Here is a 25,924-nt window from a genome sequence, read left to right as displayed (position 1 = left end):
AAACATCGACACCCAGACTGTGAGCGCGCTGGTCGTCTAGCCCCCGGGGGGGTGTTAAAAAACCCCCCCCCCCCCACAGTTTAAAACCCCGGCGCGGGGCTTCCCCGCCCGCGGGGGACCGGCCCCTGTCGGCTTTACGCCGGCCGCCAAGCGGGCTTCATCCGACCGCTGTCAGTCAGGACCTGCCCCGTACAGCGTCAGCATCAGTGCCACAACGGCAACGCCGACCAAGAGCGCAGCGCCTAGCCGTTCGTCGCGCCGAGATTCGCGCACGACGAAGCAGCCGACCATGGCGATCAGGGCGAGAGTCAATGTGTCAGGCATTCACGCCTCCCGCGCTTCCGCTGCGCGGTCATCGGCTCGACCGACAGCAGGCGACTGGGCCGCTCGGAAACGGGACGTCTCCTCGCCATCCCGACTGTGACGCGCGCGGCGACCGAGCCGCTTAAGTTTGCGGCGTACTCGCTCACCCAGAGCCTCGGCGTCACCCTGCACGTACGCCTGCGAGGTGAGGGCCAACACCATGGCGGCCGCCTCGGTCCAACTCGACGTTCCCGAACGGGACCAGGCGAGCGCGACGGCTCTCTCGATCGGGAACATCTGCTCCAGCACGGCGAGCACACGCGGATCATCAGGCAGCATCCCCGTAAGGATGTCGGCCGGGTCGGGCCCTCCTGCGACGAGGTCGGCGAGAGTCAGCCCATTCTCCAGAACGGGGACATCAAGGCTGAGCAGCCGCTCTCCGGCGCAGCGTCGACGCCACAGTGGCGTGAGCTGTCGGTGGATCTCCCTGACCTCACGCATCAGCCGGGAGAGAGCCCCCCGGCGGATGGTGCCGTGCGTGTACAGGGTGCTCGCCCAGTCGCCAAGGAGAGCCGTGGTCACCGGTTCCTGCCAGCGGGCTCCCCGCCACAGGCCGAGGTCGACGGCCATGAACTTCTCGATGAGCTCGGTGTTGCCGAGCGCCGCCTCGTTCCGTGCTTCCACGGCGCGTGCCGCGAGCCTGGCCTCACGGGCCTCTGCACGAGCCTCCGGGGAGCTGGGCTTCGCGGCGATGGCCGCTCCACCCCATGGGCCGTCGACCTCCCCCTCTGTCCAGGTCTGCGCGATTTGCCAAGGTTCGAGTCGAGGGCTGTCCAGGAACAAGCGTCCTGCCAGCAGTCGTCCACCGTCCCTTTCGTTGCCGAAATAGAAGTAGGAGCTGTCGCGGACTCCCCCATCGCCCCCGTACGCGATGAGGTCGCCCTCACCCAATACAGGGAGGCCGTGAGTGGACTGTGGATCAATGGGTACGGGCTTCGGCTCAGGAAGTACCCGCCACCGCCTGACCAGGCCGTACCGCGCGTAAAGGGCGTCGAGGTCCTCGGCTTCTTCCGTCTCCGACACGTCGGTCTCGCGGGGCGGGACGGTCACAGGCGGTGCCGCCGCTTCCAGTGCCTGCGGTTCTTCGAGAGCTTCGGGCGTCATGGGTGGTGCCTCCGGCAGATGATGAGCGAGCCTGTCCCCTCTCGGGCGCCGCAACGCCCCGAACCGGCAATCCCCAGCCCGGAATCTTGAGTGATCTGCATCACAAAGCCGGAGGTCGTGCTGAGGTCTCCGGCCCGCCGACATCTGGCTCCCCACTCCCGCGCCCCTCCCCCTGCGAGCCTTGAGAGCAGGACGTATCACCTGGGAGCCATTGGGGAGCCGATTCGTTCCTCGAACCCCCGCGAGACCACCTCATACCTATCCGCACCAACGCCCTGCCCAGGGGAAACACCATCAAGGCTGATGGTGATCTTCGCCGAACCTCATTCGGGACGAAGAGGTCGTGGGTTCAAATCCCGCCACCCCGACAGCTAAATAGCAGTTCAGAGGGCCCTTACCGACTCGGTGAGGGCCCTCTGGCGTTGCGTTCCTTCGTCCGGGCACCGGTCAGCAGTGCGACGACGATGCAGGAGTGCATCGAAGTCCCTACGAGGAACGCCTCCGCGTCCCGCTTGGTCTCGAAGGTGTCTGACTCAGGCCGCAGGGTGTCGTCCGTGCAGGGGTAGCGGGCCTGGAAACGCCCTAAGGGCAGAGCGCCGTCCATAAAAGCGGACGGCGCTCTGCTCAGCCGGGCGGCACGGTGCGACTGCGGATGCCGACCCGGCCGGTCCGCTGCCCTTCCGGGTGGACGTGGTCCGGACGCCCGCCGGAACCGGAACCAGACGCGAAGCCGGCCACCGGGACCCCCGTGGTCCCGAGTGGCCCCCGGATCCGCGTCGTCAGGAGATGCGGATGTCCGACCAGTTCGTGGCCTTGCCGACCTGCGACCGGTTGTCGAAGCCGCCGTGGCCGTTGCCCCGGTTCAGCCAGGCCCGGCCGTCCTTGTCCAGCGAGATCAGGTCGGCCCGGCCGTCCCCGGACAGATCGAGCCCGCCGATCACGTCCTTGTAGGAGGTGCCCCAGTCCTTGAAGACCAGCGCCCGGGGCGTGAACGTACCGGCGCCGGTCCCCTTGAACCGCCACAGCTCGTTCGACGCGTCGAGGGCCAGCAGGTCGTTCTTGCCGTCGCCGTCGAGGTCCCCGGCGGCGATCAGCCTCTTGTAGCCGCCGAAGCCGGACCCGGCGAGCGAGCGGGCCTTGAAGCCGCCCGCGCCGTTGTTCGCGTACACGTACAGCTTCCCGGTCGAGGCGGACCGGGTCAGCAGGTCGGCCCGCCCGTCGCCCGTCACGTCGCCGGGCGAGACGACCGCGTCGTACCCGCTCCAGTCCGAGGAGACCTTGACGTAGGACGACGCCTGGTCGGGCAGCCCGCCGCAGATCGTCGGGTAGACGCGGGCCTCGCCGTTCGGGTAGCGGAGGAACACGTCGTTGCAGCGGTCGCCGTCGAGGTCGCCGAAGGGCAGCACGAGCGTGCCCGTCGGCCAGCTGCTCGTGCGCTGCCCCGCGGACAGCTTCGTCGCGTCGCCCGCGTACACCTTCAGCGCGGTGCCGTTGCGGCCGAACAGGTCGGCCTTGCCGTCGTCCGTGTAGTCACGCCACTTGGGCAGCGCGCGGCTGGTGGTGGTGGCCTGGTAGACGCCGTCCAGGGCGAAGCTGTTCGTCGCGCTCAGCTTGTACTCGTCCCACAGCACGACGGGCCTGCCGAGCTCGTCGGCGGCCACCTGGGGCACCCCGGCGAACTCGGCACTCGTCGCGCTCAGCCGCCGCGGGACGGACCAGGTGCCGCCCTTGAAGACGGCGGCCATCGCGTACTCCTCGCCCGAGTAGCCCTCCCGCCACGTCACCGTGACCGTGCCGCCCGAGGTGGCGACCGCGTCGACCGAACGCACCTTCTTGTGCGTGGAGAAGGGCTGCGTGTACTGCCGCCAGGCGCCGGTGGCCGCCGAGCGCACCGCGTACCAGGGGCCGGTCGAGTAGCCGGGCCCGCCGGCGACGAAGAGGTCGCCGTTGGGCAGGTGGACGGGCGTCGTCATCCCGTACGTGCTGCCGTAGTTGGCGGCGGACCGCGGGGTGCTCCACTGCGTGGCGCCGACAGGCCGGCGCGTGTGCATGAGGTGCGCGAGGTCGTCGTAGAACACGTCGAAGCCGCCCTGTGGATCAGCGAACACCTTCGGGCGCGCCAGGTCCACGCCCGGGACCGGGAAGCCCTGGACCGCGGTCCAGGAGGTCGCGCCGGGGGCCTTCTCCAGGGCGACGACGGCCTTGCTCGCCTGCCACTGCCACACCAGCAGGGCGGTGCCGTCCTTGGCGACCGCCAGGTCCATGCTGGAAATGTCCCGGCTGCCGGACGGCGGCTGCTCGTTGAGGTCGGCCGGAGCGGTCCACGCGGCCCGCGGGCCGCTCTTCTCGGCGGCCTTCACGACACCGGAGACCGACCACACGGCGACCAGCCGGCCGTCGGGGGCGGCCGCCAGGTGGTGGTAGCCCTTCTCGGGGACCGCGGCGATGTACTCGGGCTCGGAGAAGGCGGTCGCGCCGGGCGCGAGGGTGGCCATCTTCAGCCAGTAGTCGTTGTGGTCGTCGGCGCGCTTGGCCCGCCAGACCAGGCGCACCGAGCCGTCGCCGAGCGAGACGAGCTCGGTGTTGTACCCGCCGGCGTCCGGCCAGGTCTGCGGGGCGAGCCAGCTGGTGCTGCCGGCGGGCCGGATCCGGGTGAAACGGGAGAGCCCGTCGCCGGTGAGGGAGACGAGGGCGCCGTTCCCGGCCGACTCCAAGGCGTTCACCCCGCCCGAGGAAAAGCCGGGGTTGGGGTTCGCGGCGTGCAGGGTGCGGGTGCCCCACGGGCCCGGCGCACGCGTCTCGACGGCGGCCGCGGCAGTGCCGGTTGCCGTGGCGGTGGTGCCGGTGGCCGCGAGCGCGGCCGTGGCGGCGGTGTGGGCGGCGGCCGGGGCCGCGGCCGCCAGGGCGAGGACGGGAGTGAGCGCGATGCCGAGCACCGCGCGGAACTGCGAAGTCATGGGAATGCCCCCCCGGGCAAGGCGTATCCGGTAGCACGGATTCGCCGATCCGTTCGATCAAGTCAGGCGCAGCGTATATCAGCCAAGATCGGCCCACGCGAGGGTTTCCCTCCCCCTGCTCAGAGATACGCGGCTGGCGTGTCCAGCAGGGCGGCCGGCGGACCCTGGCGTCGTCCGCGAGCCGCACCGTGACGTGGTCCCGAGGTGGCTCCCGAGAACCTTTGTGCCCCCCCACGCGCCTTCTGTCCTCGCGCATTCCGCCATGAGGAGGTGGAATCGCGGGCGAGGCACCCCGTGGGGTGCTCCTGCGACCTCGTGGATCCGCGTTTCAGGCTCCCGGTCAGCACTGCCGACTCCGGACTCCTCCACCAACACTTCCCGGGCCGCCGACCGCACTTACAGTCCCGACCCGCCTGGTCGGCCACCGCTCCGTCAACCTCGCGTCCAGCAGCACCCGCAGATGCCTCCCCGCCGGTCGCTGCCGGTCATGGTGACCGGCCGGCTGCAGATCGAGGAGGGATTCGAGGATCAATCCTTGAGGCGCCTTGAATGAACAAAGGGGCTGACAAAAGGACGACGTTCTCGCGCTCGTGGGGTCGATTCGCACTGAGGGAGCACGAGATTCTGCTTACTTGCCTACAGGGCCAAGCTATAGCCGATACCCCATATTCAATCGTCATGCTCAAGTCTCGCTCAGATCAGTCGAGTTTCCTTGACGATCACCCAGGCAGTCCGTGATTGTTCTGTCCGTGCCGCTCCCGGGGAGGGCGACAACGGAGGCCGGTCCCGGTGGCCAAGGGCCACACCTGGACCGGCACCGTCACCTGTGCGGCAAAAATCTCGTGAGCTGAGGACGATCATGAAGCTGCCCCTGCTGGCCGCCGGCTTGTCGGCCCTGGTGCTCGTGTCGGCCTGTTCCGGGGAGGCTCACCCCCGGGCGACCGCCACCCACGGGGCGACGCAGCCTCCGGCAGGAGCGACGACGGGGACCGGCGCGACCCCTTCTCCGGTACAGACCGCGACGAGCCCGGACCGCCTTCCCGATCCCGTCCAGTCGTCACTCCCTGTCGGATCGAAGACGCTGTACACGAAAACGGGTCACGGTAAGGGCGGTGTCACGCTTCCCGAGTCAGCGGGGAAGGCCTCATCCATCACGGTGATGTGGACATGCGCCGGTCCCTCCGATTTCGACGTCATCGCCACCGGAAAGCGTCTCGCCGGGTCTCAGTGCGGTGACGGGACCGGCGTGTTCACCGCCGAGATACCGCACGCCCATATGCACGAACTGGTGTGGAAGTTCTCAGCGGCCGATTCCGTGATCTGGCGAATCGTCGTCATCCAGCCACCTGGGAAATAGAAACGAGCGCCTCGTCGACGAGTAGGTCGGTGCATACGTGGGCCGCCAGAAGAAGGCCGCAGTGTCCACGGCGACCGAACGGGACGAGATTTCGTGGGTGCCGGCCGGCCCCACCCTCGCCGGAGATTGCGTAGTGGACGCCGGGCGGAGGCGGAGTGCCAGTCCCCGGGAGCCAACCCGGGAGCCGGACCCCGAAGATCACGCCCAGGTGGCTCCCAAATGGCCCCCGAAGCAGGGGTGTACGCCTCGTGCCCGGTCCTGCCGAGGGTGTGCTCGCGCTGCTCCGGCTCCGCGTCGAGCAGGCACTCGCGCGGTACGGCGAGATCGCGGTGTTCCCCGGTCGGTGAGGGCCCCCTGGCGTTGCCGCGTGTCTCTCTGACTTACTGGCGCTCCGGGGCCCGCCCGAAGGGGACGGGGCCCTGCCGGGTCGTACCCGGACGATCAGAAGGAGAGACGTCCCGTTGAGCACCTCGTCGCCCGTTCCGATGGCCTCCTCCGGGGACACCTTGGGATCCGCTCTCCCCTCTCCCTCCGCCTCGCCCGGGAATCCCCGTGCGGTGGTGGTCGGCGGAGCCGGCTCGCGGCCCTGCACCCTGGTCGTGTGCCGGGGGTGCTGCTGCGGGGATCCGGTGAAGTATCCCGACGACGACCACGCCTGGCAGCTGGAGCGGCTGCGCGCCGGGGCCGAGGCGTCCGGGGGGCGGTTCGTGGTGCGGACCGTGGACTGTCTCGGGCCCTGCGACCAGGCCAACGTGGTGGTGGTGCGGCCTTCCGGCGAGGGGCGGCGCCGGGGTGCGCGACCGACCTGGATCGGGTTCGCGATGGGTGACGACTGCACGGAGGACCTGGTGAACTGGGCGACCGCCGGCGGGCCGGGCGTCGCTCCGCCGCCGGTCGCGCTGGAGTTGCAGTTCGTGCGGGCGCCGCGCGAAGTGCGGGCCCGCACCAATACCCGTACCCGCAGCCGTACCCGCGGGTGAGTCCGTCCGTCCCGGGGCCGGTACCCGAGCTGCTGTCCCAACCGCTCTCGGGTGATGGCGACTTGTGCAGGGCGGCCGTATGGAACCACGCGTCCCGGTACGGCACTCTTCTCCCTTGTGGCGACCCTTCCGTACCCAAGCCCGTCCAGCGAGACCGCCGCGCACATGGTGGTGGCCGGGGACGACGCCCTGGCACACCGGCTGGCCGCGGAGCTGCGCGGTGTGTACGGCGAGCGGGTGACCCTCGTCGTACCGCCCGCACAGCGCCGCGTGCGCCCACCGGTGGTCGGTCGGGCCCGGGGCTCGACCCTGTTCGACCGGGTCTCCGCGGCGGTGAACCGGGCCGCCGGGAACGGTGACGCGCCGCCCGGACGTACGGCCGAACCACCCGGCTCCGAAAGGGTGTTGGAGGCCACCGAGCTCACCGAGGCGGTGCTCGCCGAGGCGGGTGTCGAGCGGGCCGCGGCCCTCGCCCTCGTCCATGACGACGACGAGACCAACATCCGGGCCGCGCTCACCGCCCGTCGTCTCAACCCGCGGCTGCGGATCGTCATCCGGCTCTACAACCGGCGTCTCGGCCAACACATCAAGGAACTCCTCGACCAGGCATCGGCGTTGGCCACGGCCGGGATCGACGGCGACGGCGACGGCGACGGCAGCGGCAGCGGCAGCGGTGACGGTGGTGGTGCATTCGACGCGTCCACCACCGTGCTGTCCGACGCCGACACCGCCGCGCCCGCGCTCGCCGCGACCGCCGTCGCCGGGACCAGCAAGGTCGTCCAGACGGACGGGCTGATGCTGCGCGCGGTGGAACGGCCGCCGCCGGGGCCCGGCGAGGTCGCCGACCCCGGTCTGTGCACGCTCGCCCTGCTGTCGGCCACGACCAACGACCCGGCCGGAGCCGACGGTTCCGAGAGCAGCGGTCCGCAGGGGCCCCGGCTGCTGCCCGACGAACGGGCGGTGGCCGCCGCCACCGGACGCGGGACCGTCGTCCTGGAGACCGTGTCGTACACCGGTCCCACGGTGTCCGGCGGGCGCAGCGTCCCCTTCGCCTCGCTGATGTCACGGCGGCTGCGCTGGTCGTTCGCCGGGCTGGTGGGGTGTGTGATCGGGCTGGCGGTCGCCTCGATGGCCGTCACCGGGGAGCCTCCGCTGCGCGCGACCTATCTGACGCTGCTCGACCTCTTCGCCATCAACAATCCCGCCATCGGGCAACCGGCCGGTCGGCAGGTCCTCCAACTCTTCTCCGGACTCGTCGGGTTGCTGCTGCTTCCGGTGCTGCTCGCCGCCGTGCTGGAGGCGCTGGGTACGTTCCGGAGCGGGTCCGCGCTGCGCAAGCCGCCGCGGGGGCTGTCCGGGCACGTGGTGCTGCTGGGGGTCGGCAAGATCGGTACGCGGGTGCTGGCGCGGCTGCGGGAGCTGAACATCCCCGTGGTCTGCGTGGAGGCCGACCCCGAGGCGCGGGGCCTGGCGTTGGCGCGGCGACTGCGGGTGCCGGTGGTGCTGGGGGACGTGACCCAGGAAGGTGTGCTGGAGGCCGCGAAGATCCATCGGGCGCACGCGTTGCTCGCGCTGACCAGCGCGGACACGACCAATCTGGAGGCCGCGCTGTACGCCCGTACGGTGCGGCCCGATCTGCGGGTGGTACTGCGGCTGTACGACGACGACTTCGCGACCGCCGTGTACCGGACCCTGCGGGCCGCGCATCCGCAGGCGCTCACGCGCAGTCGCAGCGTGTCGCATCTGGCCGCGCCCGCGTTCGCCGGGGCGATGATGGGGCGGCAGATCCTCGGGGCGATTCCGGTCGAACGGCGGGTGTTGCTGTTCGCGGCGATCGAGGTGGGCGGGCATGCCCAGTTGGAGGGGCGGACCGTCGGGGAGGCGTTTCGGGCGGGGGCGTGGCGGGTGCTCGCGCTGGAGACGGGCGTGGGTGGGCGGCGGGGGGATCCGGCGGCCGGGGGTGGAAGTGGGGGCGGGGCCCAGCGGGCGCCGAGCGGGCTGGTCTGGGATCTTCCCCCCACCTATGTGCTGCGGGCGGGGGATCGGGTGGTGTTGGCGGCTACTCGGCGGGGGCTTGCGGAGTTGTCGGGACGGTGGGTTCGGGAGCGGTCCGGGGGTCCTCCGGGCGAGTAGGGGGGGTCGTGGGGGGGGGGGGGGGGTGGTGGGGGGGGGGGGGGCGCGCCCCCCCCCCCCCGCGGGGGGGGGGGGGGGGGTGGTGGGGGGGGGGGGGGTGGGGGGGGGGGGGGGGGGCCGGGGGGGGGTGGGGGGGGGGGGGGGGGGGGGGGGGGTTTTTCCTCGCCCCCGCCGCCCCTACCCGTCCCATCCTTCTGGGGCTGCGCCCCAGACCCCGCCGGGGCTTCGCCCCAAGACCCCACCGGGGCTCCGCCCCTGGACCCCGGCGGATTGCCGCCGGACCTTGCGGGGCTCTGACCGGGCCCCGCGGGTTGGCTGCCGCCCAGTCACCACGGCCGCCGGGCCCACCAGGGTCACGCGACCGCCGGACCCACCGGGTCACCACAGCCGCGCCACCCAGCCAGGCCACCACAACCACCAGGCCCACACGGCCGCCGGACCCACCAGGTAACCACGACCGCGCGACCCATCCTGGTCACGACGACCGACGGACCCGCCCGGGTCACACGGCCGCCGGACCCACCGGGTCACCACAGCCGCGCCACCCACCCAGGCCACCACAACCACCAGGCCCACCGGGGTCACGCAGCAGCCGGACCCACCGGGGCACCACGACCGCGCCACCCACCCAGGCCACCACGGCAACCGGCCTCCCAGTCGCCGCAGTCGCGGGCCCCGCCCAAGTCCCTGCCGTCGCCGGACCCGCCCGGGTCACATCCCCGGCCCCGCAGGGACCACCCCCGTCAGCTCGGAAGGTGGGTTCGGGCGAAGTTCAGTTCCAGGTGGACCTGTTTGATGCGTTCGTCGACGACCAGGGAGCCGTGGCCGGCGTCGTAGCGGTAGACCTCGTGGACGGCTCCTCGGGCGGCGAGGCGGTCGACGTAGTTCTCGACCTGGCGGATGGGGCAGCGGGGGTCGTTCACACCGGCCGAGATGTAGACGGGAGCCTTGACGGCGTCGACGTACGTCAGGGGTGACGACGCCTCGAAGCGCTCGGGGACCTCCTCCGGGGTGCCCCCCAGCAGGGTGCGGTCCATGGCCTTCAGCGCCTCCATCTCGTCGTGGTACGCCGTGACGTAGTCCGCGACCGGGACCGCTGCGATGCCGAGGGTCCAGGCGTCCGGCTGCGTGCCCAGGCCCAGCAGCGTGAGGTAGCCGCCCCAGGAGCCGCCGGTGAGGATCAGGCGCTCGGGGTCGGCGAGTCCGGACGTCACCGCCCACTCGCGGACCGCCGCGATGTCCTCCAGTTCGATGAGGCCGACCCGGTGCTTGAGCGCGTCCGTCCACTCCCGCCCGTACCCGGTCGAACCCCGGTAGTTGACCCGCACCACCGCGTACCCGTGGTCCACCCAGGCCGCCGGGCCCGCCGCGAAGGAGTCGCTGTCGTGCCAGGTCGGGCCGCCGTGGATGTCGAAGACGGTGGGCAGGGGTCCCGTCGACCCCGCCGGCTTCTGGACCAGGGCGTGGACCCTGCCGCCGGGGCCCTCCACCCAGACGTCCTCCACGGCGACCGAACCCGGGGACTTCAGGCCGGGGGGATCGAGGATGACCCCGCCGGTCGTCGAGCGGACCGACGACGGTTCGGCCGCCGACGACCACAGGTACTCCACGCTGCCGTCCGGGCGGGCCGTCGCCCCGGACACCGTGCCCGCCGGGGTGGGCACGCGGACCAGCTCGCCGGACGCCAGGTCGTAGCGCCACAGGTCGCTGCGGGCCTCGAAGCCGTGCGCGATCAGCAACGCCGAACCGTCCGGATACCACTCGGCGCCCACGTCGCCGGGCAGGTCGAGGGACAGGTCCGTCTCCTCGCCGGTCACGACGTCCCACACCAGCGGCTCCCAACGGCCGCGCCGCTGGTGCCCGATGAGCAGCCGGGTGTCCCCGTCGACGGGGGCGAAGCCCAGCACCTCCAGACCCAGCTCGACCGTGCCGCCCTTCGTGTCGTCGAGTTCGGCGACCGTCGAGCCGTCCGGGCGCAGCACCCGTAGGGCCGAATGCATCGCGTCACCGTGCTCGGTGTGCTCGACGGCGATCAGGGAGCCGTCGTGGGAGAGGTCGCCGACACCGGCCGACTCCCGGTGGCGGTAGATCTCCACGGGTTCCTCGCCGGAGCGGACCAGGTGGATCGTCGACCCGTCCTCGTCCGTGGAGCGGCCCACGACGGCCGTCCGCCCGTCCCTGCCGATGGCGAGTCCCCCGGGGTAGGAGGGCTCGAGTCCCGGCGCCGCCGGCTCGTCCACGCTCGCGGCACCCGCGGCATCCGCCGTGGAGGCGGCGTCCGCGGAAGCCGGCGCGGCGAAGCGCTGCCGGCGCCAGATGCCGAACTCGTCGCCGTCCTTGTCGTCGAACCACCAGATCCATTCGCCGTCCGGGGAGAGCACCCCGTCCGTCGTACCGTTCGCCCGGTCGGTGATCTGGCGCTGTTCGCCCGTCTCGCGGTCCCACGCGTACAGCTCGTAGGTTCCCGTCGCGTTGGACACGAACAGCGAGCGGTGCGGGGCGTCCTCCGCCCAGTCCGGCAGCGACACCCTCGGTGCCCTGAAGCGCTTCTCCCAGTCGGGCATGGCCGCCTGCTGCTGCTCGACGGACCCGTTGCTCTCAGTCATGGCCCCATAGTGCCTGGCCCACCCGCCCTCGCGCCGACGAGGTCCCCAGCCTGTGGACAACTCCGTCCGGGACCGGGCCCCGGAGCCGGGCCGCGCGCGGCGGCACCGTACCTTTGAAGTCGTGTACCGGTTCCTGCTGACGCCCCGCTGGTGGGGGATCAACGTCTTCGTGCTGTTGGCCATCCCCTTCTGCGTCTTCATGGGGTCGTGGCAGTTGAGCCGGTTCGAGGCTCGGGTCCAGGACCAGCGCGACGCCGGCGAGCAGGCCGCGGCGGCCAGGACGGACCCGGCCCGGCCGCTGCGCGAGCTGCTGCCCGTCGACAAGGACACGTCGGGCAAGCAGGCCGTGGCCACCGGCCGGTACGGCAAGCAGCTGCTGGTGCCGGACCGCGAACTGGACGGCAGGCACGGGTACTACGTGCTGACGCTGCTGCGGACCGACGGCGGCCAGGCGCTGCCCGTCGTCCGGGGCTGGCTGCCCAGCACCGCGGATCCCGCGAAGGCACCCGCGGCCCCGGCCGGCGAGGTGACCGTCACGGGCGCGTTGCAGGTCTCGGAGAGCCCGGGGTCGAACGGGGTGAGCGCCGCCGGCGGTCTTCCCGGCGGACAGACCGGCGCGATCAGCTCGGCGTCGCTGGTGAACCTGGTGCCGTACAAGGTCTACGACGCCTGGATCACCCTCGCGAAGGCCGACAGCGGGATGACGGCGGTGCCCGCGACCGCGCCGCAGGGTACCGGCCTGGACCTCAAGGCGTTCCAGAACCTCGGCTACACCGGTGAGTGGTTCGTCTTCGCGGGCTTCGTCGTCTTCATGTGGTTCCGGCTGCTGCGCCGCGAGGCCGAGTTCGCGCGGGACGCCGAGCTGGGCCTGGTCCCCTCCGAGGAGACGCACCAGGAGCAGGACCGGGAACAGGATCAAGAGCAGACGCAGGAGCAGGAGCAGGAGCGGAACGGAAGGCCGGACGCGCATCCGGCCCGTGACACCGCCGGGGCCCCGGCTCCGTAACGGCTCCGGTCCCGGGGCCGTCCCGTACGGGCTCGTACCCCGGTCCCACGAACGCTCAAGGGCCCGCCCGCACTCAGGACGCCGCGAGTATCCCCGTCCGGTACACCGTGCCCGCGCAGGCGCCGGAGACCGTCGCCGAGGCGGTCGCGCCGGTGTCCGTCGCGTACGAGACGGCGACGCTGCCGTCGGCCACGCCGTCCTCGGTGAGGAGCTGGGCCGAGGTACCCGTGCCGCCGGTGTCCGTGCCGGTGCCGCCGGCCGTGGCGGCGCCCTCCGTGGTGCTCGGATCGGGCGAGGGCTGTCCTCCGCCGGTGGTCGGGCAGGTCTCCGAAGGCACCCAGGCGAACTTCACGACGTACGAGACACCCGGCTGAAGCACCAGCGAGGCGACCTCCGCGGAGGGGTCGGGCAGGCCGGAGGCCGCGTCGCCCGCCACATGGGTCACCACGCCGATCTTGGCCGAGTCCGCCGCGCCCTGCGCCAGGGTGCCGACGGTGCCCGCGCTGCTGACGGTGCAGCCGGCGCCGGAGACGTTCGAGACGCTGAAGGAGCCGTAGACCGCGCCGGTGGCGTCCGGGACGCCGACGGTTCCGGTCGCGCCGCCGAGCTGCGCCGCCGTGCACGGGGGCGCGGCGGGCGCCGAGGCGGACGGGTCGTCGGGGCCTCCGGTGGCCGCCCCCGTGCTCGCCCCCTTGCCCTTGTCGGGCGCTCCCGTGTGGTTCTTCCTGCCGTGCTCCTTGGAGGTGCCGGAACCGCCGCCGGCGGTGCTTTCGCCGCCGTCCGGGTACTTGCCCTGGCTGGTGCCGCCCTGGGCCTGCGAGCTGTTGCCCGCGATGGACGGGTCGGCGTTCGAACCGGAGGCGTTCGAGACGTGCACCAGGGCCGGGACGGCCGTGCCCAGGAAGAGCGCGGCGGCCGCCATGCCGACGAGTGCCTGGCGCTTGCGGGCGCGCCGGGCGGGCACCGCGCGGCGCAGATGCTCCAGCGTGCCGTCGGAGGGTTCGATCTCCTCGACCGCCTGGTGCAGCAGCCGGCGCAGCGCCAGTTCGTCCGGGCCGAGCCTCTCGGAGCCCAGTTCGTCCGGGCCCTGTTCGTCGGGCTGTCCGTCGGGGCCGTGGTTCACAGTTCCGTTCCCAGCGTGCGATTGCCTGTGCTCGTGCTCCGGATGCCGTTCCTCGTCACGGCGCCGTGCGTTCTCGTGCTCGCTCATGCCGGGGCCTCCATGGCCACACGGAGCGCGGCGATGCCGCGCGAGCCGTACGCCTTGACCGAGCCGAGCGATATACCGAGGGTCTCGGCGACCTGGGCCTCGGTCATGTCCGCGAAGTAGCGCAGGACGAGGACCTCGCGCTGACGGCGCTGGAGGCCCTTCATCGCCTTCTTCAGCGCGTCGCGCTCCAGCAGGTCGTACGCGCCCTCCTCGGCGCTCGCCATGTCGGGCATCGGCTTCGAGAGGAGCTTGAGGCCGAGGATGCGCCGGCGCAGGGCGGACCGCGAGAGGTTGACGACGGTCTGGCGCAGATAGGCGAGGGTCTTCTCCGGGTCACGGACACGCTTGCGCGCCGAGTGCACCCGGATGAAGGCCTCCTGGACGACGTCCTCGCAGGAGGCGGTGTCGTCGAGCAGGAGCGCCGCGAGACCCAGGAGCGACCGGTAGTGGGCGCGGTAGGTCTCGGTCAGATGGTCGACCGTCGTGCCTGCGGCCGTACTGCTGTCCTCAGCGCCGTCGCGCTGGCTCGGTATGCGGGCGGGCCGCGCTGCGGGCATGGGCGCGATCACCGGCATGCCGCCGGACGCGCCGGGGCTGCGGAGTCGGCGGGGTGGACGCAGGGTCGTGCCCCTCGTCTGTACCGCGGTGAATTCGAGAACCTCTGCCACGCCAGTTGGACACGCGTACCCCCGTCAGGGTTGTACGCGACAGGCATCACATTCGCTTCAGCCATCACTTCGGCCGAAACCCCCACCCGCGTGCGCACGGCGGCACCCGCTCTCACACACACCGCAACGCCCGCCGGAACACATTCCGGAACCCCCGCCGACGCGCCCGGCAGCGCGCCTGAAAGTGCACTGAAAGCCCTCATGCGTAACAGCTCATCCCCTATGCCCCATGTGCCCTGCCGCCCCCGGACCACCCGCGCAGGGCTACCGCAAAGACGCTCCCCGCCCTCCGCACGGTTGCGGAGAACGGGGAGGGAAATCTTCGAACGCCGGGTGGATCTCGTTCAAGTGGTCCGGACCATTATTTCGGCCACAGGACTCACACAGATCCTACAAACGAATCCGGGGATGACCAGGGAGATTTTTCGTGATCTTCGACCGTGGCCGGGAAACCTGCCGCGCAGGTCACGCCCTGCCCGGGGGGCGAACGGACAGCTCGGCCGCCACCAGCTCGGCGATCTGTGCCGTGTTGAGCGCGGCGCCCTTGCGGAGGTTGTCGCCGCAGACGAAGAGTTCGAGGGCGGTCGGGTCGTCGAGCGCCCGGCGGACGCGGCCGACCCAGGTCGGGTCGGTGCCCACGACGTCGGCGGGGGTGGGGAACTCGCCGGCGGCCGGATCGTCGAACAGGACGACCCCCGGCGCGGTGGCCAGGATCTCCCGCGCCTTCGCCACCGTGACCCTGTCCTCGAAGCGGGCGTGGACGGTGAGGGAGTGCGTGGTGACGACCGGGACGCGGACGCAGGTCACGGCGACCGGCAGGTGGGGCAGCCCGAGGATCTTGCGGGACTCGTCCCGGATCTTCATCTCCTCCGAGGACCAGCCGTCCTCGCGCAGCGACCCGGCCCACGGTACGACGTTCAGCGCCACCGGCTCCGGGAACGGTCCGGTGTTGTCCCCCACCGCACGGCGTACGTCACCGGGGCTGGTCCCCAGTTCCGTGCCGGCGACCAGGGACAGCTGCTGGCGGAGGGTCTCGACGCCGGCGCGACCGGCGCCGCTCACCGCCTGGTAGCTGGAGACCACCAGCTCGCGCAGTCCGAACTCGGCGTGCAGCGCGCCGAGCGCCACGATCATGGAGAGGGTGGTGCAGTTCGGGTTGGCGATGATCCCGCGCGGACGCATCCGCGCGGTGTGCGGGTTGACCTCGGGGACGACCAGGGGCACGTCCGGGTCCATCCGGAAGGCGCCCGAGTTGTCCACCACGATCACGCCCTTGGCGGCGGCGATCGGCGCCCAGTGCGCGGCCACCTCGTCGGGTACGTCGAACATCGCGACGTCGACCCCGTCGAGGGCGGCCTCGCTCAGGGCCGCCACCTCGACCTCCTCGCCGCGCACGGCCAGCTTGCGGCCGGCCGAGCGCGGGGAGGCGAGCAGTCGGATCTCGCCCCAGATGTCCGCGTGCTGGGACAGGATCTGGAGCATGACGCCGCCGACGGCCCCGGTCGCGCCCACGACCGCGAGCGTCGGGCGTCCGAGGCGTCCGGGGTGACCGGAGGGTCCGGAGTGTTCAGCCGGTCGCCCGGTCCGTTCGGCCATCAGCGGCCAGTGCCCCCGTAGACGACGGCCTCGTCGCTGTCGGAGTCGAGCCCGAAGGCGGTGTGCACGGCGCGTACGGCCTCCGGCACGTCGTCCGCACGGGTCACGACCGAGATACGGATCTCGGAGGTCGAGATCAGTTCGATGTTGACCCCGGCGTCGCTGAGCGCCTCGAAGAAGCCGGCCGTGACACCCGGGTTCGTCTTCATGCCCGCGCCGACCAGCGAGATCTTGCCGATCTGGTCGTCGTAGCGCAGTGAGTCGTAGCCGATCACGGACCGGGCCTTCTCCAGGGCGTCGATGGCCTTGCGGCCCTCGGTCTTGGGAAGGGTGAAGGAGATGTCCGTGAGGCCCGTGGAGGCGGCGGACACGTTCTGCACGACCATGTCGATGTTGATCTCGGCGTCGGCGATGGCCCGGAAGATCGAAGCGGCCTCGCCCGGCTTGTCCGGGACACCGACGACCGTGACCTTGGCCTCGGAGGTGTCGTGAGCGACACCGGAGATGATGGCCTGCTCCACCTTCTGGTCCCCTTGCTGGATCGGTGCGTTGCTGACCCAGGTGCCCTGGAGCCCGCTGAAGGACGAGCGCACGTGGATCGGGATGTTGTAGCGGCGGGCGTACTCCACACAGCGGTGGAGCAGCACCTTGGAGCCGGAGGCGGCGAGTTCCAGCATGTCCTCGAAGGCGATCCAGTCGATCTTCTTCGCCTTCTTCACCACGCGCGGGTCGGCGGTGAACACGCCGTCCACGTCGGTGTAGATCTCGCAGACCTCGGCGTCGAGGGCCGCGGCGAGTGCGACGGCCGTCGTGTCGGAGCCACCGCGTCCGAGCGTGGTGATGTCCTTCTTGTCCTGCGAGACGCCCTGGAAGCCGGCGACGATGGCGATGTTGCCCTCGTCGAGGGCCGTCCGGATGCGGCCGGGCGTGACGTCGATGATCCGCGCCTTGTTGTGGACCGAGTCGGTGATGACACCGGCCTGGCTGCCGGTGAACGACTGGGCGCTGTGGCCCAGGTTCTTGATCGCCATCGCCAGCAGGGCCATGGAGATCCGCTCTCCCGCGGTCAGCAGCATGTCGAACTCTCGCCCGCTGGGCATCGGAGATACCTGCTCGGCGAGATCGATCAGCTCGTCCGTCGTGTCGCCCATCGCGGAAACGACCACGACCACCTGGTGGCCGTTCTTCTTCGCTTCCACGATTCGCTTGGCGACGCGCTTGATGCCCTCGGCATCGGCTACGGAGGAGCCTCCGTACTTCTGCACGACAAGGCCCACGTGCGCTCCTCGCTCCATCTGTCTCTGCACCGCACTACTGCGGTCGGCTCAGTTTAACGAGCGGCCGGATTTCCCTTCCGAAGTATCGCATCGTGAGATGTCCCGCTCACGACGTGATCACTGCGGACCGTCAGGTCGACCGAGGCCGTCAGGGATCCTCCGGCCGCTCCGAGCGGCATCTGCCCATGCCCCGGCCCCGCCACTCCGGAAAGTGCCCCGAGTCACACGAGGACCGGGGTGACCCGGGTGCCGGCGAGGGACGGGCGCACGCCCGGCGCATCCGAGCTGCCCGAGTGCCTGGCTCGCCCGGCACGGCGGAGCGCCCGTCGCGTCCGCCGGGTCCCGGTGCGCCCGTCCTACTTGGCCGTCCCCAGGCCCAGCGGGCCCCCGATCTCCTCGGCCATCACCCGGCCCGCCTCCTCCGCGAGGATCTCCTCGCCGAGGTCCTGGTCGGTGTCCAGGCCGTTCAGGTCGTCCAGGGGCTGGTTCAGCCGCACGTGGGCGACCAGGGACTGGAGGGCGCGCAGGGCGGCCGAGGCGGTGGAGCCCCAGTTCGAGAAGTACGAGAACTGCCACCACCACAGGGCCTCGCTGGTGCGGCCGGCCCGGTAGTGGGCCATGCCGTGGCGCAGGTCCGCGAAGACGTCGGCGAAGTCGTCCGAGATCCGGCAGGCCACCGGGGCCTTGCGGGGCTCGTACGGGTCGAAGACCTCGGAGTAGACGTCGACCGGTTCCAGCATCAGGGCCAGGCGCTGGCGCAGCTCGTCGACGTCCGGCTCCGGGCCGAGGTCCGGCTCGTAGGGCTCGTCGGGGACGATGTCCTCGTGCGCGCCCAGGCGGCCGCCTGCCAGGAGGAGTTGGGAGATCTCCAGGAGGAGGAAGGGAACCGCCGAGTCCGGCTCGTCGCCCTTGGCCACCTCGGTGACGGCGACCAGGAAGCTCTCCACCTGGTCCGCGATCTGGACCACGAAGTCGTCGGGGTCCTGGCTGGTGGCGTGCAGTGTGGCGTCAGACATCTAGGAGTCGTCTCCCCTCGAAGGCGCGGCCGAGCGTGACCTCGTCCGCGTATTCCAGGTCGCCACCCACCGGGAGGCCGCTGGCCAGGCGGGTGACCCTGAGGCCCATGGGCTTGATCATGCGGGCGAGATACGTGGCCGTGGCCTCGCCCTCCAGGTTCGGGTCGGTGGCCAGGATGAGTTCCGTGACCGCGCCGTCCGCGAGGCGGGCGAGCAGCTCCCTTATCCGCAGGTCGTCCGGACCGACGCCCTCGATCGGGCTGATCGCGCCGCCGAGCACGTGGTACTTCCCCCGGAACTCACGCGTCCGCTCGATCGCGATGACGTCCTTCGGTTCCTCGACCACGCAGATCACCGACAGGTCGCGGCGCGGGTCGCGGCAGATGTTGCACAGCTCCTCCTGTGCCACGTTGCCGCAGGTCGCGCAGAAGCGGACCTTCGCCTTGACCTCCATGAGGCACTGCGCGAGCCGGCGGACGTCCGTCGGCTCGGCCTGCAGGATGTGGAAGGCGATCCGCTGCGCGCTCTTGGGACCGACGCCGGGCAGCCGCCCCAACTCGTCGATGAGGTCCTGGACCACGCCTTCGTACAACGGACTGCCGCCCTTCCTGGATTCGTTCAGTACGTACGGTAGTTGGCCGCCGCCGGTCTTAGAAGGGCAGCCCCGGGATGCCGCTGCCGCCGCCGAGACCCTGGGCGAGCGGGCCGAGCTTCTGCTGCTGGAGCGCCTGCGCGTTCTCGTTCGCCGCCTGGACCGCCGCGACGACCAGGTCGGCGAGCGTCTCCGTGTCCTCGGGGTCGACCGCCTTCGGGTCGATCACCAGGGCGCGGAGCTCACCGGAGCCGGTCACCGTCGCCTTCACCAGGCCGCCGCCCGACTGGCCTTCCACCTCCGTGCGCGCGAGTTCCTCCTGCGCGTTCGCGAGGTCCTGCTGCATCTTCTGGGCCTGCTGGAGCAGCTGCTGCATGTTGGGCTGGCCACCACCGGGAATCACGATCAGCTCCTGGGTCGTACGGCTATCGGCACCACTGTGCGGACGAGGTTTTCCCGCTCAGCACGAGCCTACGTGGTCGACGGGCCGGTCGCCCCAGCACTCTTTCGAGTGACACCGTCCGCCCGCCTATACCTGACCAAGGCCCTCTTGCGGGCGGAAAACCGGTGAAAACCGGGCCATCGCCACCCATTGGGCGGTAGGAAAGGGGCGGCGCCTGAGCATCATGCGTCACGCAGCATCACACAACGTCACTAGTTTTCGTCGGAGCCGTCGTCGCCGGGGTCGTGGCCCGCGTCGACGTCGGTGTCATCACCGTCGTCAGTAGGGAGTGCCGGGTGAGCCAGCCGGAGATGCAGCCCGAGGGGGCGCCCCAGGACGCTCGGAACGACGGGGCCGCGGGGCCCCGGCCGGGCGACCTGACCGGCCGGCCGCTCCCCCTCGGGGACTGGGGGGAACCGGCCGAACGGCTCCACGAGCTGTACCAGTGGGTGGAACGCGGGGCTCTCGACACGGCGTCCTGGTACCTCACGGACCGGGCGGGCAAGCGGTGGGCGGCCCGGGGACTGCGGGGCGGGGCGGCGCTGGGGGCGGTGGCCGGAGCCGCGCTGCCGCTGCTGGACCTCACCGGAGTGGTCGGTGGCGTGGCTCCCTGGGGATATCTCGCGCTGCTGTTCGGGGTGGCGTGTGTGGCGGCCGACCGGTTCTTCGGGGTGACCTCCGGATGGATAAGGGACGTGGCCACGGCGCAGGCCGTGCAGCGACGGCTCCAGGTGCTCCAGTTCGACTGGGCGTCCGAGAGCGTGCGGGAGGTGCTGGGGCCCGCGGAGGGCACCGCCGGCGAGGCGGCGGAACGGTGTCTCGGCGTCCTGCGCAGGTTCTCGGAGGACGTCACGGAGCTGGTCAGGGCCGAGACGGCGGACTGGATGGTGGAGTTCCGCACCGGCTCCGCCCCCCTCGGCATCCAGTCCTCACCGGTCACCGGGGCGAGGACGGACGCGGGGGCGGCACAGGGCAGGTTCACGGCGCACCCGAACGGGGCCCGCCCGAACATGCCCCGTCAGCGCCCGCCGGAGTCGAGATGAGGCGGCCTCGGACCGGCTCGCCCCCTCAGTCCCGCCCCTCGTCGTCGCACATCCGCAGCGCCTTCGACGCCGAGCACGAAAGCTGGCCGTGGGCACGGATGACGCTCTCACCGGTGCCCTGGACGACGTAGGCGAGGAAGCTCGCGGCGAGGGAACCGGCCGGCGGGCGGCGGTAGGTGTAGGCGTACTCGACCCCGCGGTACGGGTAGTCGCTCCTGCCGTTCTCGATGTCCGCGACCGAGGCCGCGGCACCGTCGAGGGCCACGGGCCGCAGCCCCTTGTGGCCGGTGGCGAGGGTGAGTTCGCTGTAGCCGATGGCGCCGGGGATCTCGGCCACGTGGTCCAGCACCTTCTGCGTGGAGTCGAGTTCGCAGCGCATGACGGGGGCCGTGCCGTCGCCCTTGCGCTCACAGTCCAGGGACGTGCTGGGGACTCGCTCCCAGGCCCCCAGGACCCGGCGCTGGAAGATCTGCCGGGTACCGGACTCGGCGTTGCGGCTGACCAGGACGACGGGCAGGTCGGGAAGCCTGGCGTCGAGCTGCTTCCAGCGCGTGATCTCACCGCGGTAGACGCGCCGTACCTCGGCCAGGGACAGCCCCCGCCGGAGCTGGACGTCGTCGTTGACGACCAGGGTGAAGACGGACAGGGCGACCCGGGTCCCGAAGAGTTCCGGGGGCCCGTCGACCGCGGGGCCGTCGGAGAAGGCGATCACGGACCGGGCGCGCTGCTCCGAGCGGACGCCCAGGGCCGCGAGGTCGTGGATCCCGGCTTCACTGCTGCGCGCGTCCACGGTGATCTCGGACCCACCGCAGTGCTTCTCGTACTGCTGTGCCAGCTCCTGGATCGCGGGGGCGAAGGCCGTCGAGCCGGTGATCCTCAGCGTGCCCCTCTCGCAGCCGATCGGGACCGCGTGGTCGTCGCGCAGGACCACGATCGCGGCCAGGGTGACCACGCAGGCCGTGAGCAGGACGGTGATGATGCGGGCCGCCCGGCTGAACAGGGGCGGCGTGTCGTCCGGCGTGGCGCTGCGGTTGGGATGGACCTCGCCGTCCCGGATGCCGCCGACGATCCGTATCGGGCATCCCACGTCACCGCCCGACAGCAGCACCAGCAGCTTGAAGTGCTCGCCCCGGTTGAGCGGGACGCGCGGGATGTGCAGGGTGCCGCCCGCGTAGCCGAGCCCCGCCGCCGGGGTGAAGTGGTCCATGAGGTGGTCGGTGCCGGTCGGCTGGGTGACGGACACGCCCCGGATGGTGCGGTCGGTGAACACCGCGGTCAGGCCGTGCCGTTCACGGCTCGTGTAGTCGTCCCCGGCGATGCTCTGCGAGCCGTCGTTCTCGATGCGCAGCAGCACCAGCGTGGCGTCCGCCATGCCCGGCGCCTCGTCGAACAGCCCGAGCCGCACGTTGGCGCGCCCCGAACGCACGTCGTCGCCCACCGGGTTGTCCATCTGCACCCGGTACCCGATCCGCTTGCGCCGTGGCACCCGGCGCTCGTACCAGACCATCACCGCGGACGCGACGACACCGATCACGGCGGTCCCGACGGCCACTATGTTCTCTGCGCTCAACCACTCCATCGCGAGCCACTCCCCCGAGCCCAACGGTGGGGTCACCGTACGGCCCGGAGCGGGAACGCCCGGCGTACGCCGGATGAAGTCTCAGCGGCCTTCCGCGCCGACCGCCCCGGCGTACGCCGCCTATCGGGTCCGTACGTCCGTCAGCCGCTCTTCGTGTACGTGAGGGCGTCTCCGGAGCCCGTGTTCACCCGGCGCAGACTGCCGTCGGGCAGCAGGGTCACCTCGGAGGCGCCGCCCGGCGTGCAGGAGGAGAGCGGTTCGCCGGAGGAGACCTGGGAGGGACCGATCCGCAGCGGGCCGCCGGTGGCCGGGGCCGCGGTCAGCTCGGCCTGGAAGACGCAGTGGTACGTGCCGCTGCCGAGCGGACCGTCCGCGGTGAGCGAGAGCACCGTGTCACCGGCCTCGCCCTGCTGGATGGTGAGCCGGCGCGTGTTGTGCCCCGTCGCGTTGTCGATGGAGGCCTCCCAGGTGCCGAGGAACCCCTCCGGGACCGTCCCCCCCTGCGCCGACGGCGAGGCCGACGACTCGGTGGGGGCGGAGGTGGCGGCGGAGGCCGACGGCCCGGACGGTGTCGGTCCCGGCGTCGTGGGCGCGGTGGTGGCCGGGGCCCCCTTGGAGTCGTCGGTGCCGCCGCCGCTGCCGCCCTGCATCAGGGCGTAGACGGAACCGCCCGCGCCCAGCGCGACGACCAGCGCCACCACGATCAGGGCGGCGGTGGAACGGCCGCTCCTGTGCGGGGGCTCCAGGGGGCCGGGGACGGGCCCCGCGCCGGGGCCGTACGGCGTCGTCGAGCCGTAGGAGCCCGGCGGAGTGCCCCAGCCGCCCTGTGGATAGCCGTACGCGGGTGGCCCGGAAGGGCTGGGGTGCTGCTGGGGGTAGCCGTACGCGGGGTGCTGCGCGGGCGGCGCGGCCGGCGGGGGCGTCCCCTGGAAACCCCCGATCATCGTGGGGAGATGGTCCGGGGAGCCGGGCTGCCCCGGCGGCGGAGTGGCGGCGTGCTCCGGGGAGACCTCGGGAACCGGTGCCGCTGCGGAGGCGACGGGGGCCACCGGTGCGGCGGGCGCATCAGGTGCCGCGGACGCGGCGGACGCTGCGGGCGCGGCAGGGGACTTGGACAGGTCCACGGCCGGGTCCGGAGTCCGCTCCGGGGCCGGCGGGAGGGCGGCGGGCGCCCCGTCCGGATTCTCCGTGTCCAGCAACCGCACCGCGTGCCGCCCCAGTTGGGCCACCAGCGCGCTCGGCAGCCACGGGTCACGGGACCGGCCGCCCGAGACGGTGTCCTCCGCGCCGGTCCGCTCCAGGATCTCGTCGAGCGAGGGCCGCGCCGCGGGATCCTTGCGCAGACAGTGCCGTACGAGGTCGGCGAGCCCCTCCGGTACGCCCTCCAGGTCCGGGTCCTCCTGCGCGATGCGGAACATCATCGCGTGCACACCGCTGCTCGTCGCCCCGAAGGGCAGTACGCCCGTGGCGGCGTAGGACAGGACCGAACCCAGGCTGAAGATGTCGCACGCGGGCGTGACACGGTCGCCGCGGACCTGCTCGGGCGCCATGAAGCCGGGAGAGCCGACGAGCGCGCCGGTGCGGGTGAGGCCGCCGTCGGTCACGGTCTCCAGGGCGCGCGCGATCCCGAAGTCGATGACGCGCGGGCCGTCGATCGTCACGAGCACGTTGGAGGGCTTGAGGTCGCGGTGGATGAGTCCGGCCGCGTGGATGTCCTTCAGGGCGTGCGCGAGCCCGGCCGCGAGGATGCGCACGGACCGCTCCGGGAGCGCGCCGTGGTCGTGGCCGACGACGGTCTGGAGGCTGGGCCCGGCCACGTAACCGGTCGCGACCCAGGGGATCTCGGCCTCCGTGTCCGCGTCCAGCACGGGCGCGGTCCAGTAGCCACCGACCCTGCGCGCGGCCTGCACCTCCTGCCGGAAGCGGGCCCGGAACTCCTCCTGCTCGGCCAGTTCCTCGCGCACCAGTTTCACCGCGACGGTACGGCCGCGGTCGGAGCGTGCGAGATAGACGTTACCCATCCCGCCGGCACCGAGCCGCGCCATCAGCCGGTACACCCCGATCTGACGCGGGTCCCCGCCCCCCAGCTTCTCCATCGTCGCGCGCCCTCCCCCGTACGTGTGCAACAGCCCGAGGATAGTGCGGCCGTAAGGGGCGGCGGGTGGGGTGGTGTCTACGGTTCCGTAACAGCGTCTGCTGGTTTCGTGACGCCCGTCGCGGGGCCGCGGGCGCCGGGTCCGTCTCCTCCTCCCCCATGCCCGACAGACTGTCGCGGAAAGCCCCGGAGCGCAGACAGGACGCCGATGTCGCGTCCGCTCCGTGGACACCTACGCTCGGCGCATGACCCCTCAGCCCAACCCCCAGGTCGGCGCCGCCGTGAAGGCCGCGGACCGCGCGCACGTGTTCCACTCCTGGTCCGCGCAGGAGCTCATCGACCCGCTCGCCGTCGCCGGCGCGGAGGGGTCGTACTTCTGGGACTACGAAGGCAAGCGGTATCTGGACTTCACCAGCGGGCTCGTCTTCACCAACATCGGCTACCAGCACCCGAAGGTCGTCGCCGCGATCCAGGAGCAGGCCGCCACCCTGTCGACGTTCGCGCCCGCCTTCGCCGTCGAGGCACGGTCGGAGGCGGCCCGGCTGATCGCCGAGCGCACCCCGGGCGACCTGGACAAGATCTTCTTCACCAACGGCGGCGCCGAGGCCGTCGAGAACGCGACGCGGATGGCCCGGCTGCACACCGGGCGCCCGAAGATCCTCTCCGCGTACCGCTCGTACCACGGGGCCACCTCCACCGCGATCAACCTCACCGGTGACCCGCGGCGCTGGCCGAACGACATCGGCGCGGCCGGTGTCGTCCACTTCTGGGCGCCGTTCCTCTACCGCTCCCCCTTCCACGCGGAGAACGAGCAGCAGGAATGCGAGCGGGCGCTCCAGCACCTGGAGGACACGATCGCCTTCGAGGGGCCCGGCACCATCGCGGCCGTCATCCTGGAGACGATCCCCGGCACCGCGGGCATCATGACGCCGCCGCCCGGCTACCTCGCCGGGGTGCGGGAGATCTGCGACCGGTACGGGATCGTCTTCGTGCTGGACGAGGTCATGGCCGGGTTCGGGCGGACCGGCAAGTGGTTCGCCGCCGATCACTACGACGTGACGCCGGACCTGATGACCTTCGCCAAGGGCGTGAACTCCGGGTACGTGCCGCTGGGCGGGGTGGCCATCTCGTCGGCGATCGCGGAGACCTTCGCGCGCCGGCCCTACCCCGGGGGGCTGACCTACTCCGGGCATCCGCTGGCCTGTGCGGCGGCCGTCGCCACGATCAACGTGATGGAGGAGGAGGGCATCGTCGAGCAGGCCGCGCGGATCGGTGAGACGGTGCTCGGTCCCGGGCTGCGTGAGCTCGCCGAGCGGCATCCCAGTGTCGGCGAGGTGCGCGGTACGGGGGTCTTCTGGGCCCTTGAGCTGGTCAAGGACCGGGAGACGCGGGAGCCGCTGGTGCCGTACAACGCGGCGGGGACGGACAACGCGCCGATGGCGGCGTTCGGGGCGACCGCGAAGGCCCACGGTCTGTGGCCCTTCATCAACATGAACCGTACGCATGTCGTGCCGCCGTGCAACGTCACGGAGGCCGAGGCGAAGGAGGGGCTCGCGGTCCTGGACATGGCGCTGTCCATAGCCGACGAACACACGGTCTGACGCCGACGCCATTCCCTCGCCCCCGCCGCCCTTGCCCGACCCGTCCTGTCCCTGGGGCTCCGCCCCGGACCCCCGCCATCGCCCGAAGGGCTCGTCCTCAAACGCCGGACGGGCTGACATGCATGACCCGGGCGTCGGCCTTTCAGTACCCCAATAGCGCAGGCCGGCATCTCCAGCCCGTCCCGCGTTTGAGGACAAGGCCCTTCAGGCCGGAGCGGGGGTCTGGGGGCGGCAGCCTCCAGGTACGGATGGGACGGGTAGGGGCGGCGGGGGCGAGGAATCCCCTGCGGGAACCCCAG

Annotated in this window: 19 protein-coding genes; 6 read left to right on the top strand and 13 right to left on the bottom strand. The window is 71.7% G+C overall.

Going from position 1 to position 25,924, the window contains the following annotated elements; translation table 11 throughout:
• Nucleotides 1–171: 171 nt before the first annotated feature.
• From ACFV2J_RS14265 to ACFV2J_RS14255, 3 genes are all read right to left on the bottom strand, one after another.
• Nucleotides 172–324, bottom strand: coding sequence for a hypothetical protein (locus ACFV2J_RS14265; protein ID WP_329533063.1), 153 nt, complete (start codon nucleotides 322–324; stop codon nucleotides 172–174).
• A complete protein-coding gene (locus ACFV2J_RS14260) occupies nucleotides 325–1,467 on the bottom strand; it encodes a hypothetical protein (protein ID WP_385083615.1) in 1,143 nt (380 codons plus the stop codon).
• A 779-nt stretch (nucleotides 1,468–2,246) separates the two neighbouring features.
• On the bottom strand, nucleotides 2,247–4,424 hold the full coding sequence (locus ACFV2J_RS14255) for an FG-GAP repeat domain-containing protein (protein WP_385438763.1): 2,178 nt from the start codon (nucleotides 4,422–4,424) through the stop codon (nucleotides 2,247–2,249).
• 859 nt (nucleotides 4,425–5,283) lie between these two features.
• On the opposite strand from ACFV2J_RS14255, the gene ACFV2J_RS14250 reads away from it, so the two are divergent.
• From ACFV2J_RS14250 to ACFV2J_RS14240, 3 genes are all read left to right on the top strand, one after another.
• Nucleotides 5,284–5,781, top strand: a complete 498-nt coding sequence (locus tag ACFV2J_RS14250; protein WP_385083613.1) for a hypothetical protein — start codon at nucleotides 5,284–5,286, stop codon at nucleotides 5,779–5,781.
• Nucleotides 5,782–6,266: 485 nt separating this feature from the next.
• Nucleotides 6,267–6,761, top strand: coding sequence for a (2Fe-2S) ferredoxin domain-containing protein (locus ACFV2J_RS14245; RefSeq protein WP_385083630.1), 495 nt, complete (start codon nucleotides 6,267–6,269; stop codon nucleotides 6,759–6,761).
• A gap of 165 nt (nucleotides 6,762–6,926) precedes the next feature.
• Nucleotides 6,927–8,894, top strand: coding sequence for an NAD-binding protein (locus ACFV2J_RS14240; RefSeq protein ID WP_385083629.1), 1,968 nt, complete (start codon nucleotides 6,927–6,929; stop codon nucleotides 8,892–8,894).
• Nucleotides 8,895–9,637: 743 nt separating this feature from the next.
• On the opposite strand, the gene ACFV2J_RS14235 is transcribed toward ACFV2J_RS14240, so the two are convergent.
• A complete protein-coding gene (locus ACFV2J_RS14235; protein WP_385084479.1) occupies nucleotides 9,638–11,500 on the bottom strand; it encodes a S9 family peptidase in 1,863 nt (620 codons plus the stop codon).
• A 121-nt stretch (nucleotides 11,501–11,621) separates the two neighbouring features.
• On the opposite strand from ACFV2J_RS14235, the gene ACFV2J_RS14230 reads away from it, so the two are divergent.
• The gene (locus tag ACFV2J_RS14230; protein ID WP_385084481.1) at nucleotides 11,622–12,506 is read left to right on the top strand and encodes an SURF1 family protein; all 885 of its coding nucleotides are present in this window, start codon (nucleotides 11,622–11,624) and stop codon (nucleotides 12,504–12,506) included.
• A 73-nt stretch (nucleotides 12,507–12,579) separates the two neighbouring features.
• Here the strand turns inward: ACFV2J_RS14230 and ACFV2J_RS14225 are convergent, their stop codons facing one another.
• From ACFV2J_RS14225 to ACFV2J_RS14195, 7 genes are all read right to left on the bottom strand, one after another.
• Nucleotides 12,580–13,716 (bottom strand): hypothetical protein, encoded by a 1,137-nt coding sequence (locus ACFV2J_RS14225; protein WP_385084483.1) that lies wholly within the window; start codon nucleotides 13,714–13,716, stop codon nucleotides 12,580–12,582.
• A complete protein-coding gene (locus ACFV2J_RS14220) occupies nucleotides 13,713–14,384 on the bottom strand; it encodes a SigE family RNA polymerase sigma factor (RefSeq protein WP_385084485.1) in 672 nt (223 codons plus the stop codon). The genes ACFV2J_RS14225 and ACFV2J_RS14220 overlap by 4 nt, the downstream gene beginning before the upstream one ends.
• A 465-nt stretch (nucleotides 14,385–14,849) precedes the next feature.
• A complete protein-coding gene (locus tag ACFV2J_RS14215) occupies nucleotides 14,850–15,980 on the bottom strand; it encodes an aspartate-semialdehyde dehydrogenase (protein WP_385084487.1) in 1,131 nt (376 codons plus the stop codon).
• On the bottom strand, nucleotides 15,980–17,257 hold the full coding sequence (locus ACFV2J_RS14210) for an aspartate kinase (RefSeq protein WP_148012374.1): 1,278 nt from the start codon (nucleotides 17,255–17,257) through the stop codon (nucleotides 15,980–15,982). Before ACFV2J_RS14210 ends, ACFV2J_RS14215 begins: the two co-directional genes overlap by 1 nt.
• Nucleotides 17,258–17,613: 356 nt before the next feature.
• Complete coding sequence (locus tag ACFV2J_RS14205) at nucleotides 17,614–18,273, bottom strand: DUF5063 domain-containing protein (RefSeq protein ID WP_385084489.1); 660 nt, start codon at nucleotides 18,271–18,273, stop codon at nucleotides 17,614–17,616.
• Nucleotides 18,266–18,865, bottom strand: coding sequence for a recombination mediator RecR (recR, locus tag ACFV2J_RS14200; protein ID WP_148012376.1), 600 nt, complete (start codon nucleotides 18,863–18,865; stop codon nucleotides 18,266–18,268). The genes ACFV2J_RS14205 and recR overlap by 8 nt, the downstream gene beginning before the upstream one ends.
• Before the next feature lie 58 nt (nucleotides 18,866–18,923).
• Nucleotides 18,924–19,268: a YbaB/EbfC family nucleoid-associated protein gene (locus ACFV2J_RS14195; RefSeq protein ID WP_351948881.1), complete on the bottom strand. Its 345-nt coding sequence runs from the start codon at nucleotides 19,266–19,268 to the stop codon at nucleotides 18,924–18,926.
• 335 nt (nucleotides 19,269–19,603) lie between these two features.
• Between ACFV2J_RS14195 and ACFV2J_RS14190 the strand changes: the two genes are divergently transcribed.
• Nucleotides 19,604–20,350, top strand: a complete 747-nt coding sequence (locus ACFV2J_RS14190; RefSeq protein ID WP_385084490.1) for an SLATT domain-containing protein — start codon at nucleotides 19,604–19,606, stop codon at nucleotides 20,348–20,350.
• A gap of 25 nt (nucleotides 20,351–20,375) precedes the next feature.
• Here the strand turns inward: ACFV2J_RS14190 and ACFV2J_RS14185 are convergent, their stop codons facing one another.
• The gene (locus ACFV2J_RS14185; RefSeq protein ID WP_385084492.1) at nucleotides 20,376–21,929 is read right to left on the bottom strand and encodes a PstS family phosphate ABC transporter substrate-binding protein; all 1,554 of its coding nucleotides are present in this window, start codon (nucleotides 21,927–21,929) and stop codon (nucleotides 20,376–20,378) included.
• A 140-nt stretch (nucleotides 21,930–22,069) separates the two neighbouring features.
• Entirely contained in the window at nucleotides 22,070–24,025 is a 1,956-nt protein-coding gene (locus ACFV2J_RS14180; protein WP_385438752.1) for a serine/threonine-protein kinase, read from the bottom strand.
• 244 nt (nucleotides 24,026–24,269) lie between these two features.
• Between ACFV2J_RS14180 and ACFV2J_RS14175 the strand changes: the two genes are divergently transcribed.
• Nucleotides 24,270–25,625: an aspartate aminotransferase family protein gene (locus ACFV2J_RS14175; protein ID WP_385084496.1), complete on the top strand. Its 1,356-nt coding sequence runs from the start codon at nucleotides 24,270–24,272 to the stop codon at nucleotides 25,623–25,625.
• The last annotated feature ends 299 nt before the right edge of the window (nucleotides 25,626–25,924 follow it).

The organism is Streptomyces sp. NPDC059668, from assembly GCF_042734135.1.
Lineage (GTDB): Bacteria > Actinomycetota > Actinomycetes > Streptomycetales > Streptomycetaceae > Streptomyces.
Note: the sequence above shows the minus strand (reverse complement) of the source record. Positions and strands in the feature narration are given on the sequence as shown.

What these genes read in the sequence shown, in the direction of transcription:
- ACFV2J_RS14240 (WP_385083629.1), top strand. Translation starts at nt 6,927, where the DNA reads ATGGTGGTGGCCGGGGACGACGCCCTGGCACACCGGCTGGCCGCGGAG.
- ACFV2J_RS14235 (WP_385084479.1), bottom strand. Translation starts at nt 11,500, where the DNA reads ATGACTGAGAGCAACGGGTCCGTCGAGCAGCAGCAGGCGGCCATGCCC.
- ACFV2J_RS14185 (WP_385084492.1), bottom strand. Translation starts at nt 21,929, where the DNA reads ATGGAGTGGTTGAGCGCAGAGAACATAGTGGCCGTCGGGACCGCCGTG.
- ACFV2J_RS14175 (WP_385084496.1), top strand. Translation starts at nt 24,270, where the DNA reads ATGACCCCTCAGCCCAACCCCCAGGTCGGCGCCGCCGTGAAGGCCGCG.
- ACFV2J_RS14225 (WP_385084483.1), bottom strand. Translation starts at nt 13,716, where the DNA reads ATGAGCGAGCACGAGAACGCACGGCGCCGTGACGAGGAACGGCATCCG.
- ACFV2J_RS14205 (WP_385084489.1), bottom strand. Translation starts at nt 18,273, where the DNA reads ATGTCTGACGCCACACTGCACGCCACCAGCCAGGACCCCGACGACTTC.
- ACFV2J_RS14250 (WP_385083613.1), top strand. Translation starts at nt 5,284, where the DNA reads ATGAAGCTGCCCCTGCTGGCCGCCGGCTTGTCGGCCCTGGTGCTCGTG.
- ACFV2J_RS14260 (WP_385083615.1), bottom strand. Translation starts at nt 1,467, where the DNA reads ATGACGCCCGAAGCTCTCGAAGAACCGCAGGCACTGGAAGCGGCGGCA.
- ACFV2J_RS14255 (WP_385438763.1), bottom strand. Translation starts at nt 4,424, where the DNA reads ATGACTTCGCAGTTCCGCGCGGTGCTCGGCATCGCGCTCACTCCCGTC.
- ACFV2J_RS14215 (WP_385084487.1), bottom strand. Translation starts at nt 15,980, where the DNA reads ATGGCCGAACGGACCGGGCGACCGGCTGAACACTCCGGACCCTCCGGT.
- ACFV2J_RS14265 (WP_329533063.1), bottom strand. Translation starts at nt 324, where the DNA reads ATGCCTGACACATTGACTCTCGCCCTGATCGCCATGGTCGGCTGCTTC.
- ACFV2J_RS14180 (WP_385438752.1), bottom strand. Translation starts at nt 24,025, where the DNA reads ATGGAGAAGCTGGGGGGCGGGGACCCGCGTCAGATCGGGGTGTACCGG.
- ACFV2J_RS14245 (WP_385083630.1), top strand. Translation starts at nt 6,267, where the DNA reads ATGGCCTCCTCCGGGGACACCTTGGGATCCGCTCTCCCCTCTCCCTCC.